Genomic DNA, 24,171 nt, shown 5'->3' with positions numbered 1-24,171 from the left:
TTAAAGATCAATAAAATTATCTAGGTCCAAGGTCCAATCATAGTTCTTATACGATAAGTCTACTCCTTTGGTATCTTTAATAATACCTTGTTCTTTCAATATTTTTTTGACACCGTTTTTACCGCCAAAATCTCCTCTAAACCAGCTAAATAAAGAAGTTACACCAACTTCATTTTTAGACGCATCATAATTGGAGGTTCTTTTTAAATACATCTCGGTACCTTTTTCCAATTGTTCTTTAATTCGCTTTGGGGTGTAAATAGCTACCGGCGGACAATCCTTTGCTCCGCAATTAAGTGCAAAGTGAATGCGGTAATCACGTTTGTTGACGCGTAATTTTCGTTCAAACTTATCGGGAAACCAAGTTCTAAAATAGCCGAGGCCCAGCTCCCATTGCGATTTTCTGATGATTCCGTGTTCAATTTTGGCAAAAGCCACGGTTTCACCCGCAATTGTAATCTGTTCTTTAGAAAAGAAATCTCTACGGTCATTATAAAATTCAGGGTTTTCTTTAAGAATCACCTGTATGTAAGCGTTGTAAATGTTTATCCAAAAGGCAAATTTTTGTTCATCCGTTTTTAAAGCATCACTTAATTCTTTTAAAGTGGTCGTGGCCAATTGCTCTTGAATACCCTTGGTATCTTTTCCGTCTCGAGCAAATTCTAGAAACTGCTCTGATAGCTTGTTAAAATCTGTGGTTTTTATGCCAGAATTTTTAAGGGGAGCCTCCTTAACCTTACAGCAGCTTAGTATGACTAAAAAAAGTAGAAAGATTACGTTATTTTTCATTTTATTTCTTGTTAGATTCGCTAATATCTACGGAAATTTCTTAGCTAAGGTTTTGTCGTTAAATATGTACCAATCTTTCACTTTTTCTTTTTCAAACCTTAAATACCTAAATTACGTAAATAGTTCAAAGCATTCTTAACAATGATCAGTGTAATTGTTCCTGCACATAACGAAAAGGTTAATTTAGAAGCATTATTGCCTAAATTATCACAACTGGCAGCAGGGTTTAATGTTGAGGTTTTGGTCTGTTTATCAAAGGATAACGCCGATGATTCTCAAGCGATATCGGGTTTTGAAATGGTAAAATATCTCTGTTGCGAAAAAAAAGGTCGAGCCGTTCAAATGAATAAAGGGGCCGCTTTGGCAAAAGGAGAAATCTTGGTTTTTTTACATGCGGATGTAAAACCTCCGATAGATTTTTTCTCTGACATTAAACGAACCATTGAAAATGGAAACGATGCGGGATTTTTCTCATATAAGTTTGATAAAGAAAGCTTCTTTTTAAATTTAAATGCTTCTTTTACCTCTAAAGAAAGCATATTTACCGGCGGCGGCGACCAGTGTCTATTTATTAAAAAATCCGTTTTTGAAACCCTAGGTGGTTTTAACGAAAAGCAGGTGCTTATGGAAGACTTTGAATTCTTTAAAAGAATGAAAACCCTACAAGTTCCATATAGAATCGTGAAAAATGACTTGGTGGTTTCTTCAAGAAAATACCAGAATAATTCATACTTAAGAGTAAATCTCACCAACTTTTTACTCGTGCTTCTTTTTAGATTGGGTTTGGCACCCGAAAAGCTTAAAAGATTGCACAATAGACTATTACGTTTGCCCTATCAACATAAGCCTCAGAAAATTTGAACTATATCATAAACGGAATTCAGCAGATTGGAATTGGGGTGGCCAATGCTAAACAAGCATTCAATTGGTATAAAAACAACTATGGTTTTGACCTTCTGGTCTTTGAAGATAGGTCAGAAGCTAAGTTAATGGCACAATATACCAATGATGAGGTTATGCAACGTTACGCTTTACTTGCTATGAATATGCGGGGCGGAGGCGGTCTAGAATTATGGCAATTTACAAATAGAAAGCCTTTGGCCCAGGTTTCCGATTTTAGATTGGGAGATTTAGGTATCAATATGATGAAACTGCGTAGCGCAAACATTTCTGAGACTAATTATACCAAAGATTCTTGGGGCAATTGGATACAAGTGGTCAAAGATTCTTATGCGTTTTCTAAAGGTAGCGATGGAAAAGGAGGTGTTATGGGTGCCGTGATAGGAGTTTCTGACATGCAAAAGTCAATAAAGTTTTACCAAACACTTTTTGGTTTAGATGCTATTGCTTTCGATGAGATCGGTGTTTTTAAAGAGTTTGAAAACCTTCCAGGAGGTACACAAAAATTTAGGAGGGTATTGCTTGCCCGCAATACAACAAGGGTAGGAGGTTTTGGAAAGCTTTTAGGGCCTTTTCAATTAGAATTAATATCATGTTTAGAGCGAGGGCCCAACAAAATATATAAGAACAGATTGTGGGGCGATTTAGGCTATATTCATCTGTGTTTCGACGTTTCGGGTATGAATGAGCTCAAAAAGAAGTCAGAAGGTCTTGGATACCCTTTTACGGTAGATAGCGCCAATAGCTTTGATATGGGTGAGGCTGCCGGACGTTTCGGTTATATCGAAGACCCCGATGGCACATTGATAGAAGTGGTCGAAACCCATAAAGTTCCTATTTGTAAAAAACTTGGAATTTTTATCAATCTAAGGCATAGAACGCTCGGAAAACCCTTACCAAATTGGATTGTAAAAGCAATGCGAATTCATCGCAAAAAAAAGGATTTATAGGTTAGCTGCTTTTAGAAGTATTTCTGATCAAACCTATTCCTGAAAAGAAGAACAAAGCCCCTAAAATTCCATAAATCACCATCGCTCTCGTATTCTCACTTCCGTTTCCGTATAAAATGGCAGTGTAAATTAAACCGCCTATACCTGCCAGTGTCAAAACTGTGCCAAAAATTTTCTTTATATCCATGGCTGAAAAATACTAAAAATTATTAATTGGATTTTTATTTTCTGCGCTGTAGAGAAACATATTGCTACAAATCGTTTAGAAGCGTATTCATAGTTACGACCGTTGCAAATTCTTCATTGAGACTTGCCAGTGCAGTTTGATGTATGAGCTCTGCATCGAAAACTTCACCATTCAACCCAATTCTATCAAAAGTTGCGGTGGCATCTGAAACTAAATACGTTTTAAAATCTAAATTTCCGGCCATGCGGGTTGTGGTAGAAATGCAATGATTTGTTGTTAATCCAGCGATAACTAAGGTAGAAATATTTTTTTCCTTCAATTGGTCCTCTAGATCCGTTCCAATGAAAGCACTATTTACATCTTTGACAATAAGCGGTTCATCTTGATTTGGTTTTATCAAATCATGTAACTCAAAGCCTGGCTTGGTAGGGTGTAAGGGGGAGTTAGAATCTTGAGAGCCATGCATTACATGAAATACAGGTAGTTTGAGACTACGCCATTTTTCAAGTAGCAAAGCACATTTTTCTTCAGCATCTCTATTATTTCGGTTTCCGCCCCAATGGGCTTCATTTTCGAATCCTTTTTGAATATCGATTAAAAGTAAAGCTGGTTTTTTTTGAGCTAAGTTCATCGTTAAGAGGCTACTGCCCCCAAGGTATAAAGTTGTTCTAAGGTTGGAGATTCGCTTCCGCCTTCTGGTTCTAGGGTTATACCGAATGCCTCTGTATCATTATTGTTGGGCAGTTCAAAAACACGAGCAGTATTATCGGAAAAATCAGCTAACAAACCGACACTGGTCGGCGTTAGAGGATTTAATTTTAAAGACCAAACTTGATAGGTGAATCCTGGCGGCGGTTCAGGTAAGCCCTGGGCATCTATATATACTTTTTGTTCTTCCGTGTTCCAGTATGCTTTTGCAAAAGATGTTGGTGATGCTGCTTGGCCGCCTAGACTAACAACAGTAACATTTTTATCTCTAAGTTCCTCAAGCATAGTTGAAGTTCCTGCTACTTCTTCTCTGGCTTCTATGATTTGCTCTTCTAAAGTTTGCTTTTGTTGATTGGTAATTTCAATTTCCGATTTGAGTTTATCATTTTCGAGATACATCCAAATTAAACCTAGGGCAAAAATCAACGAAGCTGCCCAGCCCAAATAGCTTGCCCAAGGTTTTGTTGACTCTTCTTTAGGGGCTATGGGTATTACTTTTTCAATGTCTGATCTAATAGCGTCAAAACCGGTATTCGAAAGACCAGGAGATAGTTTTCTTGTTACCTCAAGAATTGAAGCCTCAATGGCTTCTACTTCAGCTTTAATTTCTGGATAGTTTTGCACGTTAGCATGCACCTCTAGGTTTTCTTCCTCAGAGAGTGAGCCTGCAACATAAAGTTCCAAGATACCTGATGCAATGTACTTTTCTATATCCATTTTATTTGTTCATATTTTCTCGTATCTGAGAAATACAACTTCTATTACGTGTTTTTACCGTTCCAATTGGAATATCTAATTCTTCAGCGGCCTCCTTTTGGGTCAACCCTTGAAAATACAGTAAACTTATGATTTGAACGCACTTCTTCTTAAGATTCTGCAGTAAACTTTTTAAGCCGATAGTATCCATTTTACTATTTAAATCTTCACTGCCCTCTAAAATATCTACGAAGTAATCTGTGCTTAGGTTTCTCTTTTGCTGCTTAAAGGATTTAGAACGCACTTCGTCGATAGCGGCGTTACGTGCTATATTTAATATCCATGTAAAAAAACGCCCTTTTGATGCATTATATGTATCCGATTTGTCCCAGATTTTCATAAACACATCTTGACATATTTCTTGGGCTCTTTCAGGTTCTTGTACTATGGTATTGATGACTCCCAATATGTTTTCTGAGTACATCGCATACAATTTTTCAAAAGCCGGGACTTCTTTATTTTGAAATTTTTGTATGAGTAAATCCAGATCCATAGTGTTGCTTCACAAATATAAAAAAGGCTTCCTTTATGGAAGCCTTTTTTAAACGCTTTCTATGCTCTTTTTTATTGGATAATACCGGTACATGCAACTCTTGCACCGGCTGCGCCACTGGGCTGCGAGGTAAAATCATCTACACCTTGGTGTACAATTACCGCTTTGCCAACAATATTTTTGGTTTCATCATCACATCCAATGCACCATTCGCTAGTTTCAAATTCGATACTGGCGTTTCCTTCCGCATCAGCGTCAAAATTTCCGATATCGCCTTTGTGGTATCCGCCTTCGGATCCCCATGCTGCATGAGGTTGAAAAGTCGGATTCCAATGTCCTCCTGTGGACTTTCCGTCAGCTGAGGAGCAATCCGCTTTTTCGTGAATATGTATCGCATGTTCACCTTCGGTTAGACCTGAAAGGGAGGCCATCATTTTCACCTCACCATTTTCTTCGGTAAAGGTGACTTCTCCGCTAATACCGCTATCATTTTTAGGTTCCATCGTGAATTTAATAGTATTCACTTCTTCGGTAACCTCTTTCATTGCTTCCTTAGCTGCTGCAGATTCTTCCGCTGCCTTTTTTCCATCTTCATATCCTTTTTTGAAATCTTTACATTGGTATGATACTGTTATCAAAAGTACTAGTGTGGCTAGTTTTATATTTTTCATCGTAAACGTTTTATAGGTTTGGCACTAATTTACAGAATATATCGAGAGTGTCCATAGTTTTCATAGCATCTAGGTGTATTTAGAATAAAAAAAGACCATCGATAGATGGTCTTTTTACAGTACAATGACCGCTTTTATTTTGCTTCTTCAGGCATTAAGATGCCCAAGAAATAATTTTCATCAAGGTAAGTTTTAGCAACTTTTTGTAAATCACTTGGTTTCAGCTTTTTTACTTTGTCCTCATAAGATAGCATAGCATTTGGGTCTCTATTTTCTTGGTGAGCGGTTAAGAGATTATCTAACCAAAACTTGTTGGTTTTAATGGCCTCTTTGCGTTGCACTAGATAGGTCTCCTTAACTTTTGCCATATCCTCATCGGAAACCCCTTCATTCTTGATCTTTTCCACTTCGGCCAAGGCTGCGGCCACAAGTTTGTCTACATTTTCAGGGCCACATGGGAATGAAATACTAAAGGTTAGATTTGAGAAGGATATTTTACTCAAACTACCCCGCGCACCAACACCATAAACACCACCTTCTTCTTCACGTAATTTCTCTACCAACTTAATGGTTAATACTTCACCTAGGGCAGCAACGGCCAAAGCTGTTTTACCATCATGAGGAATCTCTTCTTCCCAAACGATAGACACATTACTTTTAGGGTCTTTACCTCGGTTTACAATGTGTTTTTGAAATGCATCTTTTCTTCTGAACTTTGTTGGAACAAATTTTTCATTACTGTTCGTGCCAGGTAAAGAAGCCAAATATTTTTTGGCAAAATCGGCTACTTGAGCTTCAGCTACATTACCTACTAAGAAATAATGGAAATCTCCAGCATCTGCAAAGCGTTCTTGATATTTTTTATAGGCCAAATCATAGTCGGCTGCATCCATTTTTTCAGCATTAGGGAAACCGGTATACCTAGAATTTCCTTCATTTCTGATTTTACCGATTTGATCTTGAAAATAGAACTGTGGATTGGCCATAAGGTTACCTAAAAAGCTCTTTTGCTTCGTAATAAAGGAGTTATAGGCTTCATCATCTTTATTTAAAGCAGTAAAGTATAGATGAACCATTTGAAATAAGGTTTCTAGGTCTTTAGGTGCAGCTGAACCTCTAAAATTTTCACTAAAACTTCCAATAGAGGGTGAAACACTGGCAATCTTACCACTCATGAATTTATTGATGTCGGTTAAAGATAAACCGCCAATACCTGCTTGAGAAAGTCCACCGTTTGCGAAAGAAGTTGCTAAAAAGTCTTCATCGGAGTACAAACTTGTACCCCCCGGACTATAAGCTCTAAATAGCACTTCATCATTTTTAAAATCGGTTTTCTTATAGGTTAGGGTAGCGCCATTGCTAAGAACAAGTGTTGTAGTTCCTAATTTTTCATTCTGGGTTGTTTTTGAAATTGCACCTGGAGTCGGCATTTTTTCAATTAACTCATTTCTTACCGCCTCATCTTCGTAACCTTTGATGTCGGCAGTTTGAATTTCATTTAAAAGCGCCTTTACTTCTTCTTCGGTTACTTGTTTTAAGCCTTCTTTTTCTGGGCCTGTTAAAATAATGACCCGGTTGTCATCATGTAAAAAGTCATTGATCAAAGCCCCTATTTCTTCCAATTTTATAGTAGGAAGTAATTTTTTGGTCATATCAAAAGACCACTCGATACCAGGTATCGGTGTATTATCTAAATAGTTGCTTACATAAGACCCGACTATTCTACCGCTTTCTTGTTTATCCCTATCATTAAATTGTTTTTCTAGACGGGCTAAAAGACTCTTTTTTGCACGATCGAATTCTCCTTCTTGAAATCCGAAACGTTTAACTCTCTCATTTTCTTCTAAAATAGCACGGAGGCCTTTAAGTTGTCCGTCAGGACTTGTATTAGCTATGGATTGATATGCATTTTTAGTTCTGGCGAAGGTTCCTCCATAATATGAAAAACCAAAAACAAAAGGTGGATTTGCACTATTTCTCAATTCGTTCAAGCGGTTGTTAATAAGCGTTGAAAATAGATTTTTCACCAGGGATTCTCGGTAATCACTAACCGTTTTAACCTCAGGAGCTTCATACCTATCTTTGTACATTACCTGAACGCGACTGAAAGCCGCTTCTTTATCAGATGCAATGGCAATAAAAGTCTCTTCATGGTTGGGTAGCTCATAAGCTTCTCTCTTTACAGGGTTTTTTGCTTTCGAAATTCCAGAAAAATGGTCTTTTATTTTTTGTTCCATGGTAGCGACATCCAAATCTCCAACGGCAACAACAGCCATTAAATCAGGGCGATACCACGTATTGTAATAATCACGAACATCATCATAAGAAAAATTCTCTAGATTTTCTTTGGTGCCAATAGGCAGTCGGTCTGCATATTTAGAACCATACATCATCTTAGGTAGCGTAACGCGTTGCATGCGCTCATTGGCACCCAATCTAAGGCGTAACTCTTCTAAAACAACACCTCGTTCACCATCTATGGCTTCTTCAGATAAAGTGGTGTTATGTGCCCAATCTTCTAGAATTTGAAAACCTTTTTCAAGTTTCTCAGGGTCATCACTTGGGATAGGCAAAATATATACCGTTTCATCAAAACTGGTATAGGCATTCAAATCTGCACCAAACTTTACACCGATACTTTGTAGGTAATCTACCAAGTCGTTTTTTTCAAAATTCTTAGTGCCATTAAAATTCATATGCTCCATGAAATGAGCCAAACCTAATTGACGGTCCGTCTCCATAATAGAACCTGCATTTACAGCTAAACGTAATTCTACTTTATCTTCGGGTTTGCCGTTATTTCTGATATAGTAAGTTAAACCGTTATCAAGTTTACCAACTTTTACATTAGGATTGGTCGGTATATTACCTTCAGGAATGGTAGTGTTCGGTAACCCGGTATCGGTTTGAGCGAAAGCGCTAACAGCGAATAAAAAAACAAGGCTGAAAGCTTTTAAACATTTTGTCATGAATTAGCTTTTTAATTAGCTTGGAATATAAAGCTTAATTCTATAAAACTGTGAAACTTTGGGTATTTTTAAAGAGATTTTAGCATTTCTCTAGGATCGCGAATACCGCGTTTGAGGTTCTCACAAAGAAGCAGGGTTTTGTCGATTCGGGTCTGCTGATTTTTATAGCGCGCTATGGCGTATATAAGACCACGCTTTCTGCCGTCGGTAAGTGATTCAAAAATTTGATAGGCTTCATAATCACTAAGCATTACTGCTTCAAATTCTTCAGGAAGCTCAACACCATATTTAGAAGTGTCTTCAAAAAATTGTAGCTCAAAATAATCATTAGGAAAGACACCTAATTCTTTTTGATAGCGTTTGCCGAACATCATGTAATGTTTACCATTTCTTTTTTGAATGGCCCCATGAAACCAAAATTCTTTGCCTTTAAAACTCGCCTTTGCTTTTACTCTTCTTAAGTTTTTTTCTAGAAAAGGCTTAATAATATCCTCAGGAAGTAATAATGAGTAGAAACTTCCGGTTATTGAAATTTCAAAAACAGGGCTTTGCATCACGCAATGAGCTTGGTTATCACCTGAGTTTCACTATGAAGTGTTTTATGCACGGGGCATTTATCGGCAATCTGCATGATTCTCGCTTTCTGTCTTTCATCCAGATTTCCGGTTAATTTAATTTCACGTTCAAAAGTGTCAATTTTTGCCGTACTGTCTTCACAATTTTCGCAATCTTGGGCATGAGATTTACTATAAGAGGTATGAACTTCAACGTTATCAATTTGCCAACCCTTTCGTTTGGCGTACATCTGAATGGTCATCACGGTGCATGCAGAAAGGCCAGCTGAGACATATTCATATGGTGAAGGCCCAAAATCATTGCCCCCAAAACTGGTTGGCTCATCTGCAGTCATATAATGATTGCCTACTTTAAGTCTTGTTGTAAAACCATCTTCGGCATCTAAACTGGCCGCAACTTGATGTTTTGTTTTTAAACTTTTATCCGGAATATCGCAATTGAGGTATCTTTTTGCCCATGCTGCAATGACATCGCCCACATAAGCCGAATCTTCTTTTCTTGTCAACAAATGGTCGGCGCCGTCTAAAGAGACAAAACTTTTAGGATGATTTGCGGCGATATAGATTTCTTCGGCATTTTTAATTCCCACGGTGTCATCTTGCGGAGAGTGCATAACGAGTAATGGCTTTCTTAAATTTTTAGCAGTTTCAGGTAAAGATTTAGTTTCCAGATCATCTACAAATTGCTTTTTTATTTTGAAATCTCGCCCTCCAAGATTGATCACGGCTTCGCCTTCTTTTTTAATTTCTTCGAGACCACTTTTTAAAAGATGCTTTACATGTATAGGATTGGATGGGGCACCAACAGTAGTAACGGCCTGTACTGAAGGAATTTCACCAGCTGCAAACACAACGGCCGCACCACCCAAAGAATGCCCAATGAGCAGGGTAGGGGCGGTATAATTTTCTTTTAAAAAGTTGGCTGCGGCAATTAGATCTTCAACATTGCCAGAAAAGTTGGTGTCGGCAAAATCACCATCACTTTCTCCTAAACCAGTAAAATCAAAACGCAATACTCCAAAACCGTTAGACGTAAGAGATTTACTGATATTTTTTACTGCAAGCAAGTTTTTGTTACAAGTAAAGCAATGCGCAAAAAGCACAAAATTATGAGGGTGTCTATCTGCAGGCAATTCTAAACGACCAACTAATGACTGCCCTGCTTTATTTTTAAAACTTACTTTTTGAAGATTCATGATTTTGATTTTTTACGTAGGTCGGGATTAAAGAAGAATCCTATCTGAAAACGGTCAAAAACCGCATTGGAGAATTGGTTTCTAAGCCAACCTAGCTGAATACTACTATTTTCTGTGATATGAATACCAAATGCACCGTACAAGCGATTTTGACCAAACAAATTATCCTGTAAATTGATAAACAATTCATCATAGAAATTCAAGAAAAAAGTATCTGTAAGCGGTAAGGTTGCCTGAATACGGTAACGCGCACGATGTTCTGTTCTGTCCAAATCTATCTCAGGGTCACTAAGAATGTCCGTTTGTGAGATAAAACGTTGTTCCAATCGATAACGATGTTCAAAAAGGAATTCCCAAACTTTATTTTTTAGAATGAATTGCTGAAAAATTCGATGTTCTAAGGCATTTGCATCTTTAGGGCTTTCTTCAAACGTGGGATCAGTATCGATATAGGCATAACCTAAAGTTGCAATTGCGTTTGGGTTGATATGATAATTTGCCCCGGTTCTAAGGAGTAGCTGATTAAAATTGCCAGATGTTTCATAATAACGAAATTGTGCTTCTGTATGTAGGCTCCAGCGTTCGGCAATCTGATTCATGCCAAAATACATATACCAAATTCCGGTTTTGTTTTCACCTGTTTGCTGCGCGTTTACGCTAAGAGTCGCCAATAAAAGAAGCGGTAAGAATACTTTTCTCATAAATTAATTCAAACTAAATGTTTCTGTTTCCTTAAACGGTGACAGGTCTAGTGCTTCTATCGATTCACGATAGGCTTTCCATTTTTCATTGAAAAAGGAGTTCGTTTTATCCAAAGCGGATTTTAAATCATCTTCAGCGTATTTAATAAGGTCTTTTTCGGTTTTTGTAAGGCCAGATTTTCGTGTACCTACATAAAAACTGGCATTACCGATTCGCTGCATCACGTTGATTTCTGGATTGCGGGTAATACCCTGTCTTTTATCTTCTTTACCAATATAAATTGCGACTACAGAATCTATAGCTTTCACAATAGCATCGGAAGCTTTTATTTGGTCTTTGTATTTGTCCTTATCCAAAGTTTTCATCTCCTTCGAGAATTTATTGGCCAAATCTTTGTTCTTGACCAACTGTTTTACAGCATCTGCCGCCGTTTGGGTGTAGCCTTCCAACTTTTTACTATGCTCGTAAACTTCATTTATGGAAGCCAAGGATACATTAAGTCTCGGGTCGGTCTTTACGGTGACTCTTGTAGAATCGGTAGCTTCACCAAAGCTCACTTTTACTTTATAAGTACCAGGTTTCACTTCGGTTCCGCCTCTTTCACGTTTGTTTTTACTTATTTTTCGTGCAGGTCTGTCCGGCCCTTTTTCGTCCATATTCCAATAAATTCTATGGAATCCGGCTTTTTCAGGCGTTTTATATTTGAGGGTTCTTATTAAATGGGTGCCATCGTAAAAATCGAATTGTACGGAGTCTTTTTTCTGAACACCGGTCAGTTCTTTTTCACCCTCAGCTTTACTGGGGGTTTCTTTCTCTTTTTCCTGGTCGTCCCCTTCATCCTCTTTCTTGTCTTTTTTCATTTCCTTTTTACCTTGTTTTAGGTAATAGGTAATCATAGCGCCATATTTTCTGTTTTCGGCATTGTATAGGGCATCTCCACCAAAACGGCTGCCAGTAGGCTGCTGATAAGCTGCAAGATATCCATCTGGACTATCAAATAGTTTGATGTCTTTTTGTAAAATATTTTTGTTGGATGCCAATGCTCTTAAAGGACGAATATCGTCTAGAACCCATGCCGCACGACCAAAAGTTCCAATCACCAAATCATGTTCTCGTGGCTGAATCACCAAATCTTTAGTGGAAACAGTTGGGAAGCCTTCCGTCCACTTTTGCCATTTGTTTCCGGCATCAAAAGAAATATAAAGACCATCATCCGTACCCAAGAACACCAAGTTCGAGTTGACAGGGTCTTCAACAATCGATAAGGTATAGCTTTCCACGTCATTCGCATCAACGATACGAGTCCAAGTTTTACCATAATCTCTAGTTCTGTAAGCGTAAGGTGTATAGTTGAACCTACGGTAATCATTAGCAATGAGTAAAGCCTCTCCTTTATTTTTGGTGGAAGCTTTTATTTGAGGAATCCAACTTCCTGCTGGTAGCCCTTTAATATTTTTAGTAACATCGACCCAGTTGGCGCCTCCATTCTGAGTTACATGAACACGACCATCATCGGTACCTACCCAAAGCATATCTTTTTCAACAGGTGAAGGTTCTATGACTAGAATCGTACAATGGTTTTCTGCACCTGTAGCATCCATTGTTAGTCCACCACTTTCGCTCTGTTTTTGTTTTTCTGGGTCATTGGTGGTCAAATCTGGAGAAATAACCTCCCATGTCAAACCTTTATCGGTGGATTTGTGTACGAACTGACTGCCAAAATAAACTGTGCTGTTATCATAGGGGTCTTGCCCAATACCGGCATTCCAGTTAAAACGAAGTTTCGTTTCTGCATCTGGTGGCGTAGGGCGAACAATATAGTTGTTACCTGTTTTCCAATCATATCTTGATACAAATCCTTGCTGGCTCATAGCATAACCAAATTGGTTATCATCTAAATCTGGTACTACATCAAAACCATCGCCAAAGGCAATCTCCTGCCAGTAGCTGTTGCGAATACCTTGTGCTCTCCAAACATAGGCAGGCCCTCTCCAAGAACCGTTATCTTGCATTCCTCCATACACATTGTAGGGGTATTCATTATCTACATTAATGTGATAAAACTGTGCGACAGGAAGATTACCAATAAAACGCCATGTTTTACCGCCATCTTTGGTGATATTCATACCACCATCGTTACCATCTATCATAAATTGCCCGTTATCTGGGTGAATCCACCAGGCATGGTGGTCTGGGTGTACCCCGTTGTCCACGCCGTAAGCCGGCATTAACTCTTTAAAGTTTTTGCCGCCATCTTCAGAAACGTTTACGTAAGTAAACACCGAAAACACCCGGTTTTCATTCTCTGGGTCTACATGAATATCTGAATAGTAAAAAGGCCTATTGCCTATATCATTCTTGTCATTGATTTTTTTCCATTTAAAACCACCGTCTTCAGATTTGTATAGGGCATTCTTTTTCGCTTCGACCAAAGCATACACAATATTGGGCTTGTTTTTAGCTATGGTAATACCTATACGACCTAACTCGCCTTTTGGCAGGCCATCTTCATCAGTCAGTTTTTTCCAAGTTTTACCGCCATCGTGCGTCATATGCAGACCACCGCCTTCACCACCAGATTTAAAGAACCATGGATCACGTTTATGTTCCCACATGGCCGCGATTAATTTATTCGGATTTGTTGGGTCCATTACCAAATCTGCAACCCCCGTTTTATTGTTTACAAATAGAATTTTCTCCCAAGTTTGGCCGCCATCCGTAGTTTTATAAACCCCTCGTTCTGGGTGAACGCCCCAAGGGGAACCAATAGCACCCACATAAACCGTATTAGGGTCTGTAGGGTCGATAACCACACGATGAATATGTCTGGTTTTTTCCAAGCCCATGGCTTTCCAGGTTTTACCACCATCCAAAGACTTGTAAACCCCAAAACCACCATTTAAACTGTTACGCGGATTACCCTCACCAGTTCCTACCCAAATTACGGATGGATTGGATTGTTGTATAGCTACGGCACCGATTGAGGCAGTAAGTTCTTTGTCAAAAATAGGATCCCATTTGATACCGCCCGAAGTAGATTTCCAAAGACCACCAGAGGCCGTACCTACGTACATGACATCTGGATTTTCCGTAACCACATCAATTGCGGTAACACGGCCACTCATACCGCCAGGGCCAATGTTCCGTGGTTTTAGGTCTTGAACAAGGTCCATTGTAAATTCTTGGGCAAATAAAGAAGTTGAAGCCAAAACTAGGGCTAGAAGTAGTAATTTTTTCATTATCGGAATTAGTTGGAATTAGTCGCCTAAAGATAACCAAAAGGCTAGTGTGATATCTTAAAAAGGTGTTAATAGAAACTTACACTTTCGAGGAGAATTGGTAACGAAAAAGGAAAGTTGACGTCTACTATATCAAATCGATCAAAACCGAAAAATCATGACGCTTAAATTAGGTCTAAATCGCCGTATTTTAATTACCGTACTAGCAACATTTCTAGTTTGGGGACATATCGCTTGGGATTATTTCCATGGCGGTATTCCTACTCACTATTTATTTCATAGCAAGGACATGCCCGGTATTCCCAATTGGATAGGAGGCTTAGTGCTTCCCTTTTTCACTTATTTTTTATTGTACCGAATACATAAAAGAATTGATAGACCAAATTGTAAAGAGAAGTTACAGCAAGTTGTTTTGTCATTTTTAGCTTCGGCACTAGTTGCAATCTCTATAGCTATCTGTTTTATGAATGAGATTGACATTATAGACTATATAATGGGTTCTTTATTTATTCTGGCCTTCTTTAAGCCCTTGTATAAAGCAGAATACTTGTTAGGTTGGGTTTTAGGTTCTTCATTTACCTTTGGAGCCATAATCCCCATAGCATTTGGAAGCCTTTTTTGCTTGTTCTTATTTATTTTTTATAAGGTGGGAATTGGGGTTGGTGGTTTAGTAAAACCAAAATTTAAATAAGGCGGGTTCGATATAAATTCTTAGCACTTGTACTTTAAGTATCAACAAATATGGGCAATGTCACTTCGAGTTTTTTGACTTTACTCAAGATAAATCAAAATGGAGAAGCTTTTAAAGATAGATACTCTAAAGAGGTCTCGACTCCGCTCGACCTGACACCTTGGGTTTATGCTTGGTTCTTGGTAAAAATTCCGAACAGTTCATTGCCTTGCCTCGGGGCAATGGAATTATAGCATTTTTCAAAAGTTTTGACTTCTAAATGTTTGGCAAGGTATTTTAGATAGAGCTCTTTATCACCACCAAAAGGACGTTTTTCCATATTTCCCGTAAGCGGAATATCAAACCAAAGGCCTACTAATTTGCCTGATCGTTTTAAAAGTGTGTTCATGTGCTTGGCATAGGCAAAGCGATTTTCAGCTGTGGGGATAAAGGAACAAAAGAAGGTTTGCTCCAAGATGAGGTCGTATAGGTTTTTATGATTGAAAAAGTCTTCTTGCAGCAATTGTTGACTTGGGAAATCTGGATTTCGTTTTTGAAAGGCTTTTAAAGGAATTGAAGAGATATCCATAACAAACACATTGGTAAAACCTTGCTGCCATAGGTATTCCGCTTCATAGGCATTACCGGCTCCAGGGATTAGAATTTTTATGTACTTATCAGCTAACTGGTCAATATAGGATTTTAACGGTGTAGAAGGATAACCGATATTCCAACCTGTACGTTCTTCTTGGTAACGCTGTGACCAGTATTTTTCTTCTTTAGTAGACAACAGTTGTTTTTGATTATGTAAATTACACATATATAAGAAATAAACGTACTAGTACGTTTAGCGAATTGTTGTGCTTCATTAGGATAAACCAAAATAACCAATGATAAAATTCTTTAGGAAAATTAGACAGAAGCTACTCTCTGAAAATAAATTCAGTAAGTATTTGATTTATGCAGTTGGCGAAATTATCCTTGTTGTTATTGGAATTTTAATTGCGCTTCAGATTAATAATTGGAATGAATCAAGAAAGCTAACTGATACTGAAAAGCAATTTACTTTAAGCCTAAATAAAGACTTAAAACAAGATAAGGATTATATTATAAAGGTTATTGAGCATAATATACCGAGAACAGAGACTTACGAAATTCTCAATAATGACTTGCTCAAGCTCTATGAAAATGATAGAAAATTGTGTGATTCTCTTTTCAAAGAATACTTTATAAGTCAACCAACATTTTACCCAATTTCTGGCTCTTATGAATCGGCCGTTTCTGGCAACCTAATAACTCTTTTCAAGAACGATGAATTTGCACAAAAAGTAGTGAAACTATACAACACAACTTATAAAAGACTAATTGTAAATGGTGCGGAAGTAGATAAAAGATGGGCATTTTTAAGTAAGAAATATAGCTATGAAAGAAGAACTGGAAAATTCCGTGAAATGAAATCTGAGCAAATAACTGAATTTCTGGATGACATATTTCATCATAATAAACAAATGATTTATTATTTAAAACAGTTAGAGTCAGCTATGACTGAAATAGATAGAATAATCGAAGAAAAATAACGAAAGCACAACAATAGATAAGACAGAAGACTCGCTATCGCTGCGTCCTCCGCTTATCATCACCGTTAGCTTTAATTTAGTCAATCCTCTAAAGTAAACTTTAAAGTTTACTTTTTTCGTTTTATGTAAACTTATATATTTACATTTTAATATATTTGTAACTATATATGTTTACAAAAAGTTTTATTTGTAAACTCAAATTTTTACATAAAATGAGGAGCAAGCAAAAACTTCTAATTGAGCAATTGGACCAAAAACTACAACCATTCTCAGAATCTAGAAAAGTCCTGGTACCAGAACGTGGATGGATTAATACAATTCGGACCACACTCAACATGACTATGGCTCAACTTGGGACCAAGTTAAATATAACAAGACAAGGAGTAAGAAGAATTGAAGAAAGTGAAGCTAACGGCGGGATAACGCTCAACTCCTTAAAAGATGTAGCCAATGCAATGGACTTAAAATTGGTATATGCACTGGTCCCAAAAAATGGGACCATCAACGATTTAATACAAATTAAAGCGGAGAAACTGGCCCAAAAGATTGTATTGCGGACAAATCAAAATATGAAACTAGAGGATCAGGGAATTGGAGATGAAAAGATAGCCAAAACTATAAATGAACTTGCTCAAGAAATAAAACGAGAAATGAGAAGGTCATTATGGGATTAGAATTCAACTACAAAGACGGACAAACACCATTAGAAGAAGAGGAAAAGGAAGGGTTGAAAATAAAAACAATTACAACTCAAGGTGAACTGGACGAATTTGAACAGTTGAATATTGAAAAAGCGGTTGAATGGACTATTCATGCAAATTTGAAACGCGAAAAAATACTCACAGAAAAATTTGTCAAAAATCTGCATAAACGAATGTATGGAGATGTATGGAAATGGGCAGGTGAATTCAGAAGGACTGAAAAAAACATTGGTATTCCATGGATCCAAATTGCAGTAGAGTTAAAAAATCTATTGGAGGATACAAAATATTGGATTGAGAATAAAACTTATTCGCCAGAAGAAATTGCAATCAGATTCAAACATCGAATAGTTTCTATTCATTGTTTTCCCAATGGGAATGGAAGACATTCAAGAATGATGGCAGATATAATAATGGAATCAATATTTAAGAAAGAGATTTTTACGTGGCACCAATCGAATATGGTCAGAGCTGACGAAATAAGGAAAGAATATATAAATTCACTTAAGCAAGCTGATAATGGAAATATTAATCCATTAATTGAATTTGCAAAAAACTAAAGCCAACAAAGAACTGAGATAAAAAACAACTCTTTTCTAAATTAAATTGAAAAACAATAAACTTAACTAGAAAATCAATATTTCATTAATAAATAGTATCATTCTCTTTGGGGCCATACAAGGCTTTGCATTATGCTTGTTTTTCTTTTTTAAGAATAAGGAAAACCAAAAAGCATTTATTTTTTATGCTTTGTTTCTTTTTTCGCTATCTTTTTTTAATCTGATTTATGCTTTTCATATTCTTGGTATAGAAAAGTTTGCAGGTATACCGGTAAGTTCATTTCCGTTTCCATATAAATACCTAATTGGAGTAGGATTTTATTTCTATATAAAATCCCAAGTATTCAAGGATAAAAACACAATTCTTAAAAAAGAATATCTTTTATTTCTACCAGCTTTATTTTATGGTGTTCTAAGAATGTATTGGTATGTGAATCTTCATACTGGTATAGATAAAGATATTTTTTTTAAGGTATACAAAACTGGTTTTTTTGTTTACAATGAATTCGCATATTTAATTTTTAATCTTGTATTAGTCTTTTTTAGCATACGTTTCTTAAGAAGAAATAGTACAGAAATTAAGGGCTTACGCAAGGTTCGGAAAAATTGGAATTGGCTACTAAAATTTTCTTATGTCTTCACAGCATTCACAATAGTAAATTTAATACATCAAGTTCTAGTTACTATTGCTGGCCTGCAAGATAATGGCCAACTTTACTTGATTATTTTGGTCATAAACACCATATATATCTATTGGGTTGGATTAGAATCTCTCACAAAATCACAATTCTTATTTAACCAATTTAGCTTAAAGCAGCATAGCAATAACACCTCAAAACCATCACATTCTTTAGCTCATAAATTTGAAGATTATATAGCGAAAGAAGAAATATTTACTAACAAGAGTTTAAAAGTATCCGACTTTGCCCCTTTATTAAATGTAACGGAAAAAGAATTGTCTTTATACATACACGAAACTTTCGATATGTCATTTTCTGATTATATCAACCAACAAAGAGTAGAAAAAGTAAAAAAACAGTTACAATCCGATGACCAAAAGAAATATACCCTTGTAGCTATCGCTGAAAATGCTGGTTTTAGTTCTAAATCTTCTTTTAATGCTGTGTTCAAGAAATTTACCGGATTAACACCTTCTCAGTACAAGTCAACACTTAAAAAATAATACGTCCAATATTTTTTTTATGGACATTCTTCCGCCTTTTTTTAATAGAAACAATCTATTCCTAAATTAGTTTTGTCTTCATAATAATAATTTTTTTATGAAAACAATACTTAGGATTACCTTACTTGGCTTTTTATTTATAACACTAAATATACAAGGACAAAATAAACTGCATACGGTTAAGGATAGCATTACATTTTTCTATAATGATTTATTCGAAAAACTGGAGACCAAATACCTAAAACGTGAGGAGGTAAATTGGAACTCCATAAAACCCTTCATTATTAATAATGCAACTAAATCGGAAAGTTTTGAAAAATCTTTACATACCGTTCCTAAATTATTAGACACTATAGGTTGCAATCATTGCGAATTATTTGCTGATACAGGTTCGTATAAAAGCACATTAAACAAAGCGCTATATGCGGATGATTTTTCTGAAGACTTTATTACTAAGTTACAGGACAACTCTGGGTACGAATTTGAAGTAAAACTTATTAAGAAAAACATAGGTTATATAAATATGCCAGGAATGCTTCTGATTAATATACCTCAGGATTCCTTGAATTTAAAAACACAAAAGATGTATGATACAATTATACACCTTAAGGATAAAGAAAGTGTTAAAGGTTGGGTTATAGACTTACGATTTAATATTGGAGGAAACGCTTATGTTATGTTGACTGCATTGTATGATTTATTAGGAGATAGCGTTGTGTACAATTCAATGGATACACATGGAAAGATTATTGGCTCGAATAGACTTGAAAATGGCACTTTTTATTCTAATGATAGTCTGAAGGCTAAAGTTGAAGTCCGTTCAAAACCAAATTTAAAAATACCAGTGGCCTTAATTACTGGTAAAATGACGGGTAGCGCTGGAGAAGATATAGCTGTTGCTTTTAAAAACAGGAAAGATGTCATTTTTATAGGGGAACCAACTTATGGCCTTCTAACAGGTAATGACATGTTTGAACTACCATTTAATAACAAAATAGCACTTACACTATCTTATGTAGTAGATGAAGAAAATAAATACCGTGAATACATTACACCTGATATTGAAATTTCTAAAAAAGATAATTTTAAAGATTTAACTAAAGACGAAAATATTATTAGGGCTTTTGAATTTTTTGATAAAAAAGAATAATACTATTACCAACAAGATATATGAAAATAGCGACTTAAGTGCTTCATTTAAAGTGATTTTTATAAAAATAAAATCTGTTATACTTCAAAAATTTCGTGTGTAAATTTGCTACATTATCACTGCGCTTTTTTAGGTCACTTAATACGGAGAATAAAGGGATCATTTGCTAAAATCACCACTAGGCTATTAACGCAACATATCAGCACGCTATACCATAGTTTATTCACTATTGCTTTTTATTTTACGGGTGTTCATCGGTCGTTATGCTCGGTTGTACGTTTATTTTAATTCTAATAACGCAAAATACAACAAGGCAACATCCACTAGCACGGACTTCTTGACGAACTATATAGCGAATCTATAAGCATGACAAATGTCCGCTACATAGTTGATTTGATTTTGCTATATTCCCTTAAAATTAGCCGCCTAAGCCACAACTTGTAAACTGTTAACCCAGCGGTCGCACATAGCGCGGCGTTGTGCTCGGTTATAACCAACTACTAACCTATGATAAAATTCTTTAGAAAAATTAGACAAAGACTTCTTTCTGAAAATAAATTCAGCAAGTATCTGATTTACGCAATTGGAGAAATCATCCTTGTCGTTATTGGAATTTTAATTGCGTTATCCATTAATAATTGGAATGAAAATAGAAAGAATAACAAATTGGAAAGTTTGTTTATTACGAGACTTTTAGATGATATAAATGAAGAAATATCATTTATTGATAATTATATACACTATAACAAGCAAGTCAAGGATTTTACTAACAGAGTACAGCAACACTTCTTAAACCCTGATTTGGCTCTTAATATGCCCAATCAAAGTCTTATTGATTTTTACCAAGCAAGTCAGGATATTGATGCGAGACAGCCGGCTTCAACATATAAAGAACTTAAAAATTCAGGGCAAATTAATCTCATAAGCAATTACGAATTAAGAACAAGGCTAATAAACTTTTATGAATCAAATTGGTCAAATTCAAACACAGCCAATTATCCAAACAGTTATAGAGAATATTTAAGAAGAAGAATGCCAAATAACATTCAAGAAGAAATTAGAATCAATTGTGGAGACATTGTAATAGAAACAGGGAATAGTTTATCTGTTAAACTTCAAGAAAATTGTCAAATAGATATTGATGAAAAAGAAGCAAAAACGGTCTTAACAGACTTATTGAAGGATTCAGAACTTATAAATAACCTGAATTATCTTGCAGGTAACATGTATTCAGAACTTACAATGGTAAATTCCATTCAAAGAAGATTAATAGAACTAAAAAAGGAATTAGAACAGCATAAATAAAAGTAACGAAAGCACAACAATGTATATGAGATCAGACTTGCTATCGCTGCGTCCGCCCCATACACTTGGCCGTTATCTCAAAGCATTTTCAGCAATTTTTTCAAGCCGTTCTTCGATTTCTGTTTTAGTGATAAGCTGTCCTTTTAAAATCACAGCTTGTATTGTTTTTAGTGCTTTTAAATCCTCTAAGGGGTTAGCCTCAAGCAAAACCAAATCTGCTGTTAAACCTTCTTTTACTTGTCCAAAAGTGTCTTCCATATCAAAGAATATAGCCGGGTTAAGTGTTCCAGATTTTAGTATTTCCAGCGGTGTCATTCCCGCTCCCAACATGCCATCAATCTCATGATGAATCGAAAACCCTGGAACGTTAAAAAGTTGCGGCGCATCGGAACCCAATAAAATTCCATGTCCGTTTTTATTTAATGCCGCTAGCAGTTGCTTTCTAATATTATCAAATTGCTGCCATTGCTCCGCAGAAAAACTATTGTCCGCCATGTAACGCTCTTTTACCTGCTTCCAATTCTCCAAAGTTGCCTTTGGCATGTATTGCATTTCAGGTTGCTTTAATAATTCATCAGCAGTAATTGGTGCGAACCAACGTTCAAAAAGACTTTGTGTAGGTACTATCCAAACTTTATGTTTTTTGGAAAGGGAAACCAACTCATCTATCTTCTCCGTATCTGCCAGCGGTGTAAAATTGTACCCAAAAAAACCATTGGCGGTGGGGTCCACATTTTCAGATTCAGGGACCAGACCTTCTAAAAAACCATCTATATGGTCAATGGAAGCATAGTTGCTTTCTAAAGCATGCCGAATACCCACATCTACGGGAACATGGCCCGCAAAGGGAATACCTACTTCGTTGGCAGTAGCGACCACTTGATCAAAAACATCACGTTGGATACCAGGGTGGATTTTTAGAAAATCGAAACCAGCTTCTTTATAGGCCCTTACTTTAGCTATGGCCTCTTCTTTGGATGTCACAGAGTTTCCGTTTAGGGAAGGGCTAGAGGTAAATACCCGTGGCCCTAGTACTTTTCCGTTGGCAATGTCCTCACGGAGCTTTAAATGGGTCTCATGGCCGAGCATTCCCCTTATGGTAGTAATGCCATTGGATAGGTATAGAAAAAGCACCTCTTCAAGTCGTTGCTTTGATGCGGTTGGCGGTGGAATATGGGCGTGCATTTCTGCTAGACCAGGAATTAAATATCCGCCCTTACCATCAATTACATTTTGGTATTGGTCTGCGTTTAAAACTTCATCAAGAATTAATTGAACTTTTGCAGAATCAATTACCACATGTTTATTTTTAATTATGGTTCCATTCTCAACGTCTACAATATGTACATTAGATAGTAGAGTAGCCGTTTCACTAACCATTTTTTGTGATTGACCACATGAGCCCAACATTAATATTAAGATGGAAAGTGCTAGTTTTTTCATAATTAGTTTTTATTTATAGCCGAAGCTAAGAGTTCTTCAAGCTCTTTTTTGTTCAAAATCTGATTCCCCTTAATAACGTAGGCAAGGTTGCGGGTTTGCGTAATATCTTCTAAAGGATTTTCATTAAGCAATACAATATCTGCAATATTATTTTCTATTAATCTGCCATAGTCATTATCTTTTTTTAAAAACTGAGATCCTTTGTATGCTGAATTCTGCAAGGCTTGCAACGGAGAAATGCCCACAGCGACCATTGCTTCTAATTCTTGATGTAAAGAAATTCCAGGGTAGGTGTAGGAGTTAAATGCCCCACTATCCGAACCTGCTAAAAGTGATACACCAACATCGGACATTGCTTTTGCCAATTGCCCAAAAAACAAGTCCAAGTCTTTACGTTTTTGAATGGTTTCAGGGCTTGATTTTTTCGCCCTGTTAATTCGCCCTTCATAAGTTTTTATAATGCCATTGCCCATATACTTTAGATAATCATCTTGTGAGTGGTCTACTTCATCTAAATAACTCAATACTTTACCAATATGTAGGGTAGGGATGGAGTACACCTGCTTCTCTTTCATTTTAGCAAAAGTATTTGCAGCTACTGCCTCGGAATAGGAAGCTTGCAAAGCAGGCATAGCCTCCCAAAAACCTATTTCCTTTTTTCGAAGTTGCTCGGTAATCTCGGCTTCTTTGCTAGAACAGCCTTTCATGATATAATAGAGATGTTCAATACCATCTATACCTGCATTTATAGCTTCATCTAATTCCACAGTAAATGGCATATGACCAGATGTAGTAATTCCTTTTTTTTCAGCTTCCTTTATGGTATTTAAATATGCCTCAGCACTTATTCGGCTATCATAGAGTTTTACATAATCCGTTGGTATGTTTTGTAAGGAATCCAGTGCTTTCTTAATGTCGTTGTCATTTTCCACCACTAAAGAACCTGCCCAAGTAGCATTTGGTCCGTCGAGTTTAGGACCTGAAGTAAAAATCGTTGGCCCTAGTAGTTCTTCTTTTTCGACGGCCGCTTTCCATACCATTACCGCTGGGGTCAAATCACCCCCAGCATCACGAACTGTCGTGATCCCGTTTGCAATAAAAAGCTTCAATAAATTTTTATTGGCATCGATTAAAGAATCACCACCTCGAAAATGCACATGATTGTCCCAAAAGCCAGGCAAGGCATATTTTCCTTTCGCGTTAATAATCTTAGCGGTTGCCTTGTAATAAGCTCGTTCTTCGCCTTTTGTAATGATTTGCGTAATGCGACCATCGGTAATAAAAATATCTTTCTTTTCAATAGTGCCTGTTACAATATCGATAAGGTTTACGTTTTTAATGATGATGTCAGACTTATCTGGCAAAGGGGGGCAACCCCATAAAAGCAGGCACCCCAAAAAGAGAAAAACGGTACGCATAAGATTTGTAAAAAGAGTTGATTACAAGA

23 protein-coding genes are annotated in these 24,171 nt (G+C 36.6%); 9 read left to right on the top strand and 14 right to left on the bottom strand.

What is annotated here, in order from left to right:
* On the bottom strand, positions 1-789 hold the full coding sequence (locus tag ACFSQJ_RS08620) for a DUF547 domain-containing protein (RefSeq protein WP_377766544.1): 789 nt from the start codon (positions 787-789) through the stop codon (positions 1-3).
* A 141-nt stretch (positions 790-930) separates the two neighbouring features.
* On the opposite strand from ACFSQJ_RS08620, the gene ACFSQJ_RS08615 reads away from it, so the two are divergent.
* Positions 931-1,650 (top strand): TIGR04283 family arsenosugar biosynthesis glycosyltransferase, encoded by a 720-nt coding sequence (locus tag ACFSQJ_RS08615; RefSeq protein ID WP_377766543.1) that lies wholly within the window; start codon positions 931-933, stop codon positions 1,648-1,650.
* Positions 1,647-2,639, top strand: a complete 993-nt coding sequence (locus ACFSQJ_RS08610) for a VOC family protein (RefSeq protein WP_377766542.1) — start codon at positions 1,647-1,649, stop codon at positions 2,637-2,639. Before ACFSQJ_RS08615 ends, ACFSQJ_RS08610 begins: the two co-directional genes overlap by 4 nt.
* Before the next feature lies 1 nt (position 2,640).
* Here the strand turns inward: ACFSQJ_RS08610 and ACFSQJ_RS08605 are convergent, their stop codons facing one another.
* From ACFSQJ_RS08605 to ACFSQJ_RS08560, 10 genes are all read right to left on the bottom strand, one after another.
* Positions 2,641-2,826: a hypothetical protein gene (locus ACFSQJ_RS08605; RefSeq protein ID WP_377766541.1), complete on the bottom strand. Its 186-nt coding sequence runs from the start codon at positions 2,824-2,826 to the stop codon at positions 2,641-2,643.
* Between the two features lie 64 nt (positions 2,827-2,890).
* Positions 2,891-3,457 carry a cysteine hydrolase family protein gene (locus ACFSQJ_RS08600; RefSeq protein WP_377766540.1) on the bottom strand — a complete coding sequence of 189 codons (567 nt, stop codon included), beginning with the start codon at positions 3,455-3,457 and terminating at the stop codon, positions 2,891-2,893.
* Between the two features lie 2 nt (positions 3,458-3,459).
* Positions 3,460-4,251: an anti-sigma factor gene (locus ACFSQJ_RS08595; RefSeq protein ID WP_377766539.1), complete on the bottom strand. Its 792-nt coding sequence runs from the start codon at positions 4,249-4,251 to the stop codon at positions 3,460-3,462.
* 1 nt (position 4,252) lies between these two features.
* Positions 4,253-4,783, bottom strand: coding sequence for an RNA polymerase sigma factor (locus ACFSQJ_RS08590; protein ID WP_377766538.1), 531 nt, complete (start codon positions 4,781-4,783; stop codon positions 4,253-4,255).
* Between the two features lie 71 nt (positions 4,784-4,854).
* Positions 4,855-5,454, bottom strand: a complete 600-nt coding sequence (locus ACFSQJ_RS08585; protein ID WP_377766537.1) for a superoxide dismutase family protein — start codon at positions 5,452-5,454, stop codon at positions 4,855-4,857.
* A gap of 134 nt (positions 5,455-5,588) precedes the next feature.
* Positions 5,589-8,423, bottom strand: a complete 2,835-nt coding sequence (locus tag ACFSQJ_RS08580) for a M16 family metallopeptidase (protein ID WP_377766536.1) — start codon at positions 8,421-8,423, stop codon at positions 5,589-5,591.
* A gap of 68 nt (positions 8,424-8,491) precedes the next feature.
* Entirely contained in the window at positions 8,492-8,977 is a 486-nt protein-coding gene (locus ACFSQJ_RS08575) for a YdeI/OmpD-associated family protein (RefSeq protein ID WP_377766535.1), read from the bottom strand.
* Positions 8,977-10,194, bottom strand: a complete 1,218-nt coding sequence (locus ACFSQJ_RS08570) for a bifunctional alpha/beta hydrolase/OsmC family protein (protein WP_377766534.1) — start codon at positions 10,192-10,194, stop codon at positions 8,977-8,979. The genes ACFSQJ_RS08575 and ACFSQJ_RS08570 overlap by 1 nt, the downstream gene beginning before the upstream one ends.
* Complete coding sequence (locus tag ACFSQJ_RS08565; protein WP_377766533.1) at positions 10,191-10,895, bottom strand: DUF2490 domain-containing protein; 705 nt, start codon at positions 10,893-10,895, stop codon at positions 10,191-10,193. Before ACFSQJ_RS08565 ends, ACFSQJ_RS08570 begins: the two co-directional genes overlap by 4 nt.
* 3 nt (positions 10,896-10,898) lie before the next feature.
* Positions 10,899-14,135 (bottom strand): WD40/YVTN/BNR-like repeat-containing protein, encoded by a 3,237-nt coding sequence (locus ACFSQJ_RS08560; RefSeq protein ID WP_377766532.1) that lies wholly within the window; start codon positions 14,133-14,135, stop codon positions 10,899-10,901.
* A 157-nt stretch (positions 14,136-14,292) separates the two neighbouring features.
* Between ACFSQJ_RS08560 and ACFSQJ_RS08555 the strand changes: the two genes are divergently transcribed.
* Entirely contained in the window at positions 14,293-14,826 is a 534-nt protein-coding gene (locus ACFSQJ_RS08555) for a hypothetical protein (RefSeq protein WP_377766531.1), read from the top strand.
* A gap of 166 nt (positions 14,827-14,992) precedes the next feature.
* Here the strand turns inward: ACFSQJ_RS08555 and ACFSQJ_RS08550 are convergent, their stop codons facing one another.
* Positions 14,993-15,598, bottom strand: a complete 606-nt coding sequence (locus tag ACFSQJ_RS08550; RefSeq protein WP_377766618.1) for a methyltransferase domain-containing protein — start codon at positions 15,596-15,598, stop codon at positions 14,993-14,995.
* 97 nt (positions 15,599-15,695) lie between these two features.
* Here ACFSQJ_RS08550 and ACFSQJ_RS08545 point away from each other — a divergent pair, with 97 nt between their 5' ends.
* From ACFSQJ_RS08545 to ACFSQJ_RS08520, 6 genes are all read left to right on the top strand, one after another.
* The gene (locus ACFSQJ_RS08545) at positions 15,696-16,382 is read left to right on the top strand and encodes a DUF6090 family protein (protein WP_377766530.1); all 687 of its coding nucleotides are present in this window, start codon (positions 15,696-15,698) and stop codon (positions 16,380-16,382) included.
* A gap of 212 nt (positions 16,383-16,594) precedes the next feature.
* Positions 16,595-17,056, top strand: coding sequence for a mobile mystery protein A (locus tag ACFSQJ_RS08540; protein WP_377766529.1), 462 nt, complete (start codon positions 16,595-16,597; stop codon positions 17,054-17,056).
* Entirely contained in the window at positions 17,047-17,643 is a 597-nt protein-coding gene (locus ACFSQJ_RS08535; RefSeq protein ID WP_377766528.1) for a mobile mystery protein B, read from the top strand. Before ACFSQJ_RS08540 ends, ACFSQJ_RS08535 begins: the two co-directional genes overlap by 10 nt.
* Before the next feature lie 190 nt (positions 17,644-17,833).
* Positions 17,834-18,826 carry a helix-turn-helix domain-containing protein gene (locus tag ACFSQJ_RS08530; protein ID WP_377766527.1) on the top strand — a complete coding sequence of 331 codons (993 nt, stop codon included), beginning with the start codon at positions 17,834-17,836 and terminating at the stop codon, positions 18,824-18,826.
* Between the two features lie 97 nt (positions 18,827-18,923).
* Positions 18,924-19,976: a S41 family peptidase gene (locus ACFSQJ_RS08525; RefSeq protein WP_377766526.1), complete on the top strand. Its 1,053-nt coding sequence runs from the start codon at positions 18,924-18,926 to the stop codon at positions 19,974-19,976.
* A gap of 507 nt (positions 19,977-20,483) precedes the next feature.
* Entirely contained in the window at positions 20,484-21,281 is a 798-nt protein-coding gene (locus tag ACFSQJ_RS08520; RefSeq protein WP_377766525.1) for a DUF6090 family protein, read from the top strand.
* 72 nt (positions 21,282-21,353) lie between these two features.
* Here the strand turns inward: ACFSQJ_RS08520 and ACFSQJ_RS08515 are convergent, their stop codons facing one another.
* Positions 21,354-22,724 carry an amidohydrolase family protein gene (locus tag ACFSQJ_RS08515; protein WP_377766524.1) on the bottom strand — a complete coding sequence of 457 codons (1,371 nt, stop codon included), beginning with the start codon at positions 22,722-22,724 and terminating at the stop codon, positions 21,354-21,356.
* 2 nt (positions 22,725-22,726) lie between these two features.
* The gene (locus ACFSQJ_RS08510) at positions 22,727-24,142 is read right to left on the bottom strand and encodes an amidohydrolase family protein (RefSeq protein ID WP_377766523.1); all 1,416 of its coding nucleotides are present in this window, start codon (positions 24,140-24,142) and stop codon (positions 22,727-22,729) included.
* Between the last annotated feature and the right edge of the window lie 29 nt (positions 24,143-24,171).

The organism is Croceitalea marina, from assembly GCF_042684265.1.
Lineage (GTDB): Bacteria > Bacteroidota > Bacteroidia > Flavobacteriales > Flavobacteriaceae > Croceitalea > Croceitalea marina.
The sequence above is the reverse complement of the archived record's forward strand: the minus strand, read 5'-3'. Positions and strand labels throughout refer to the sequence as shown.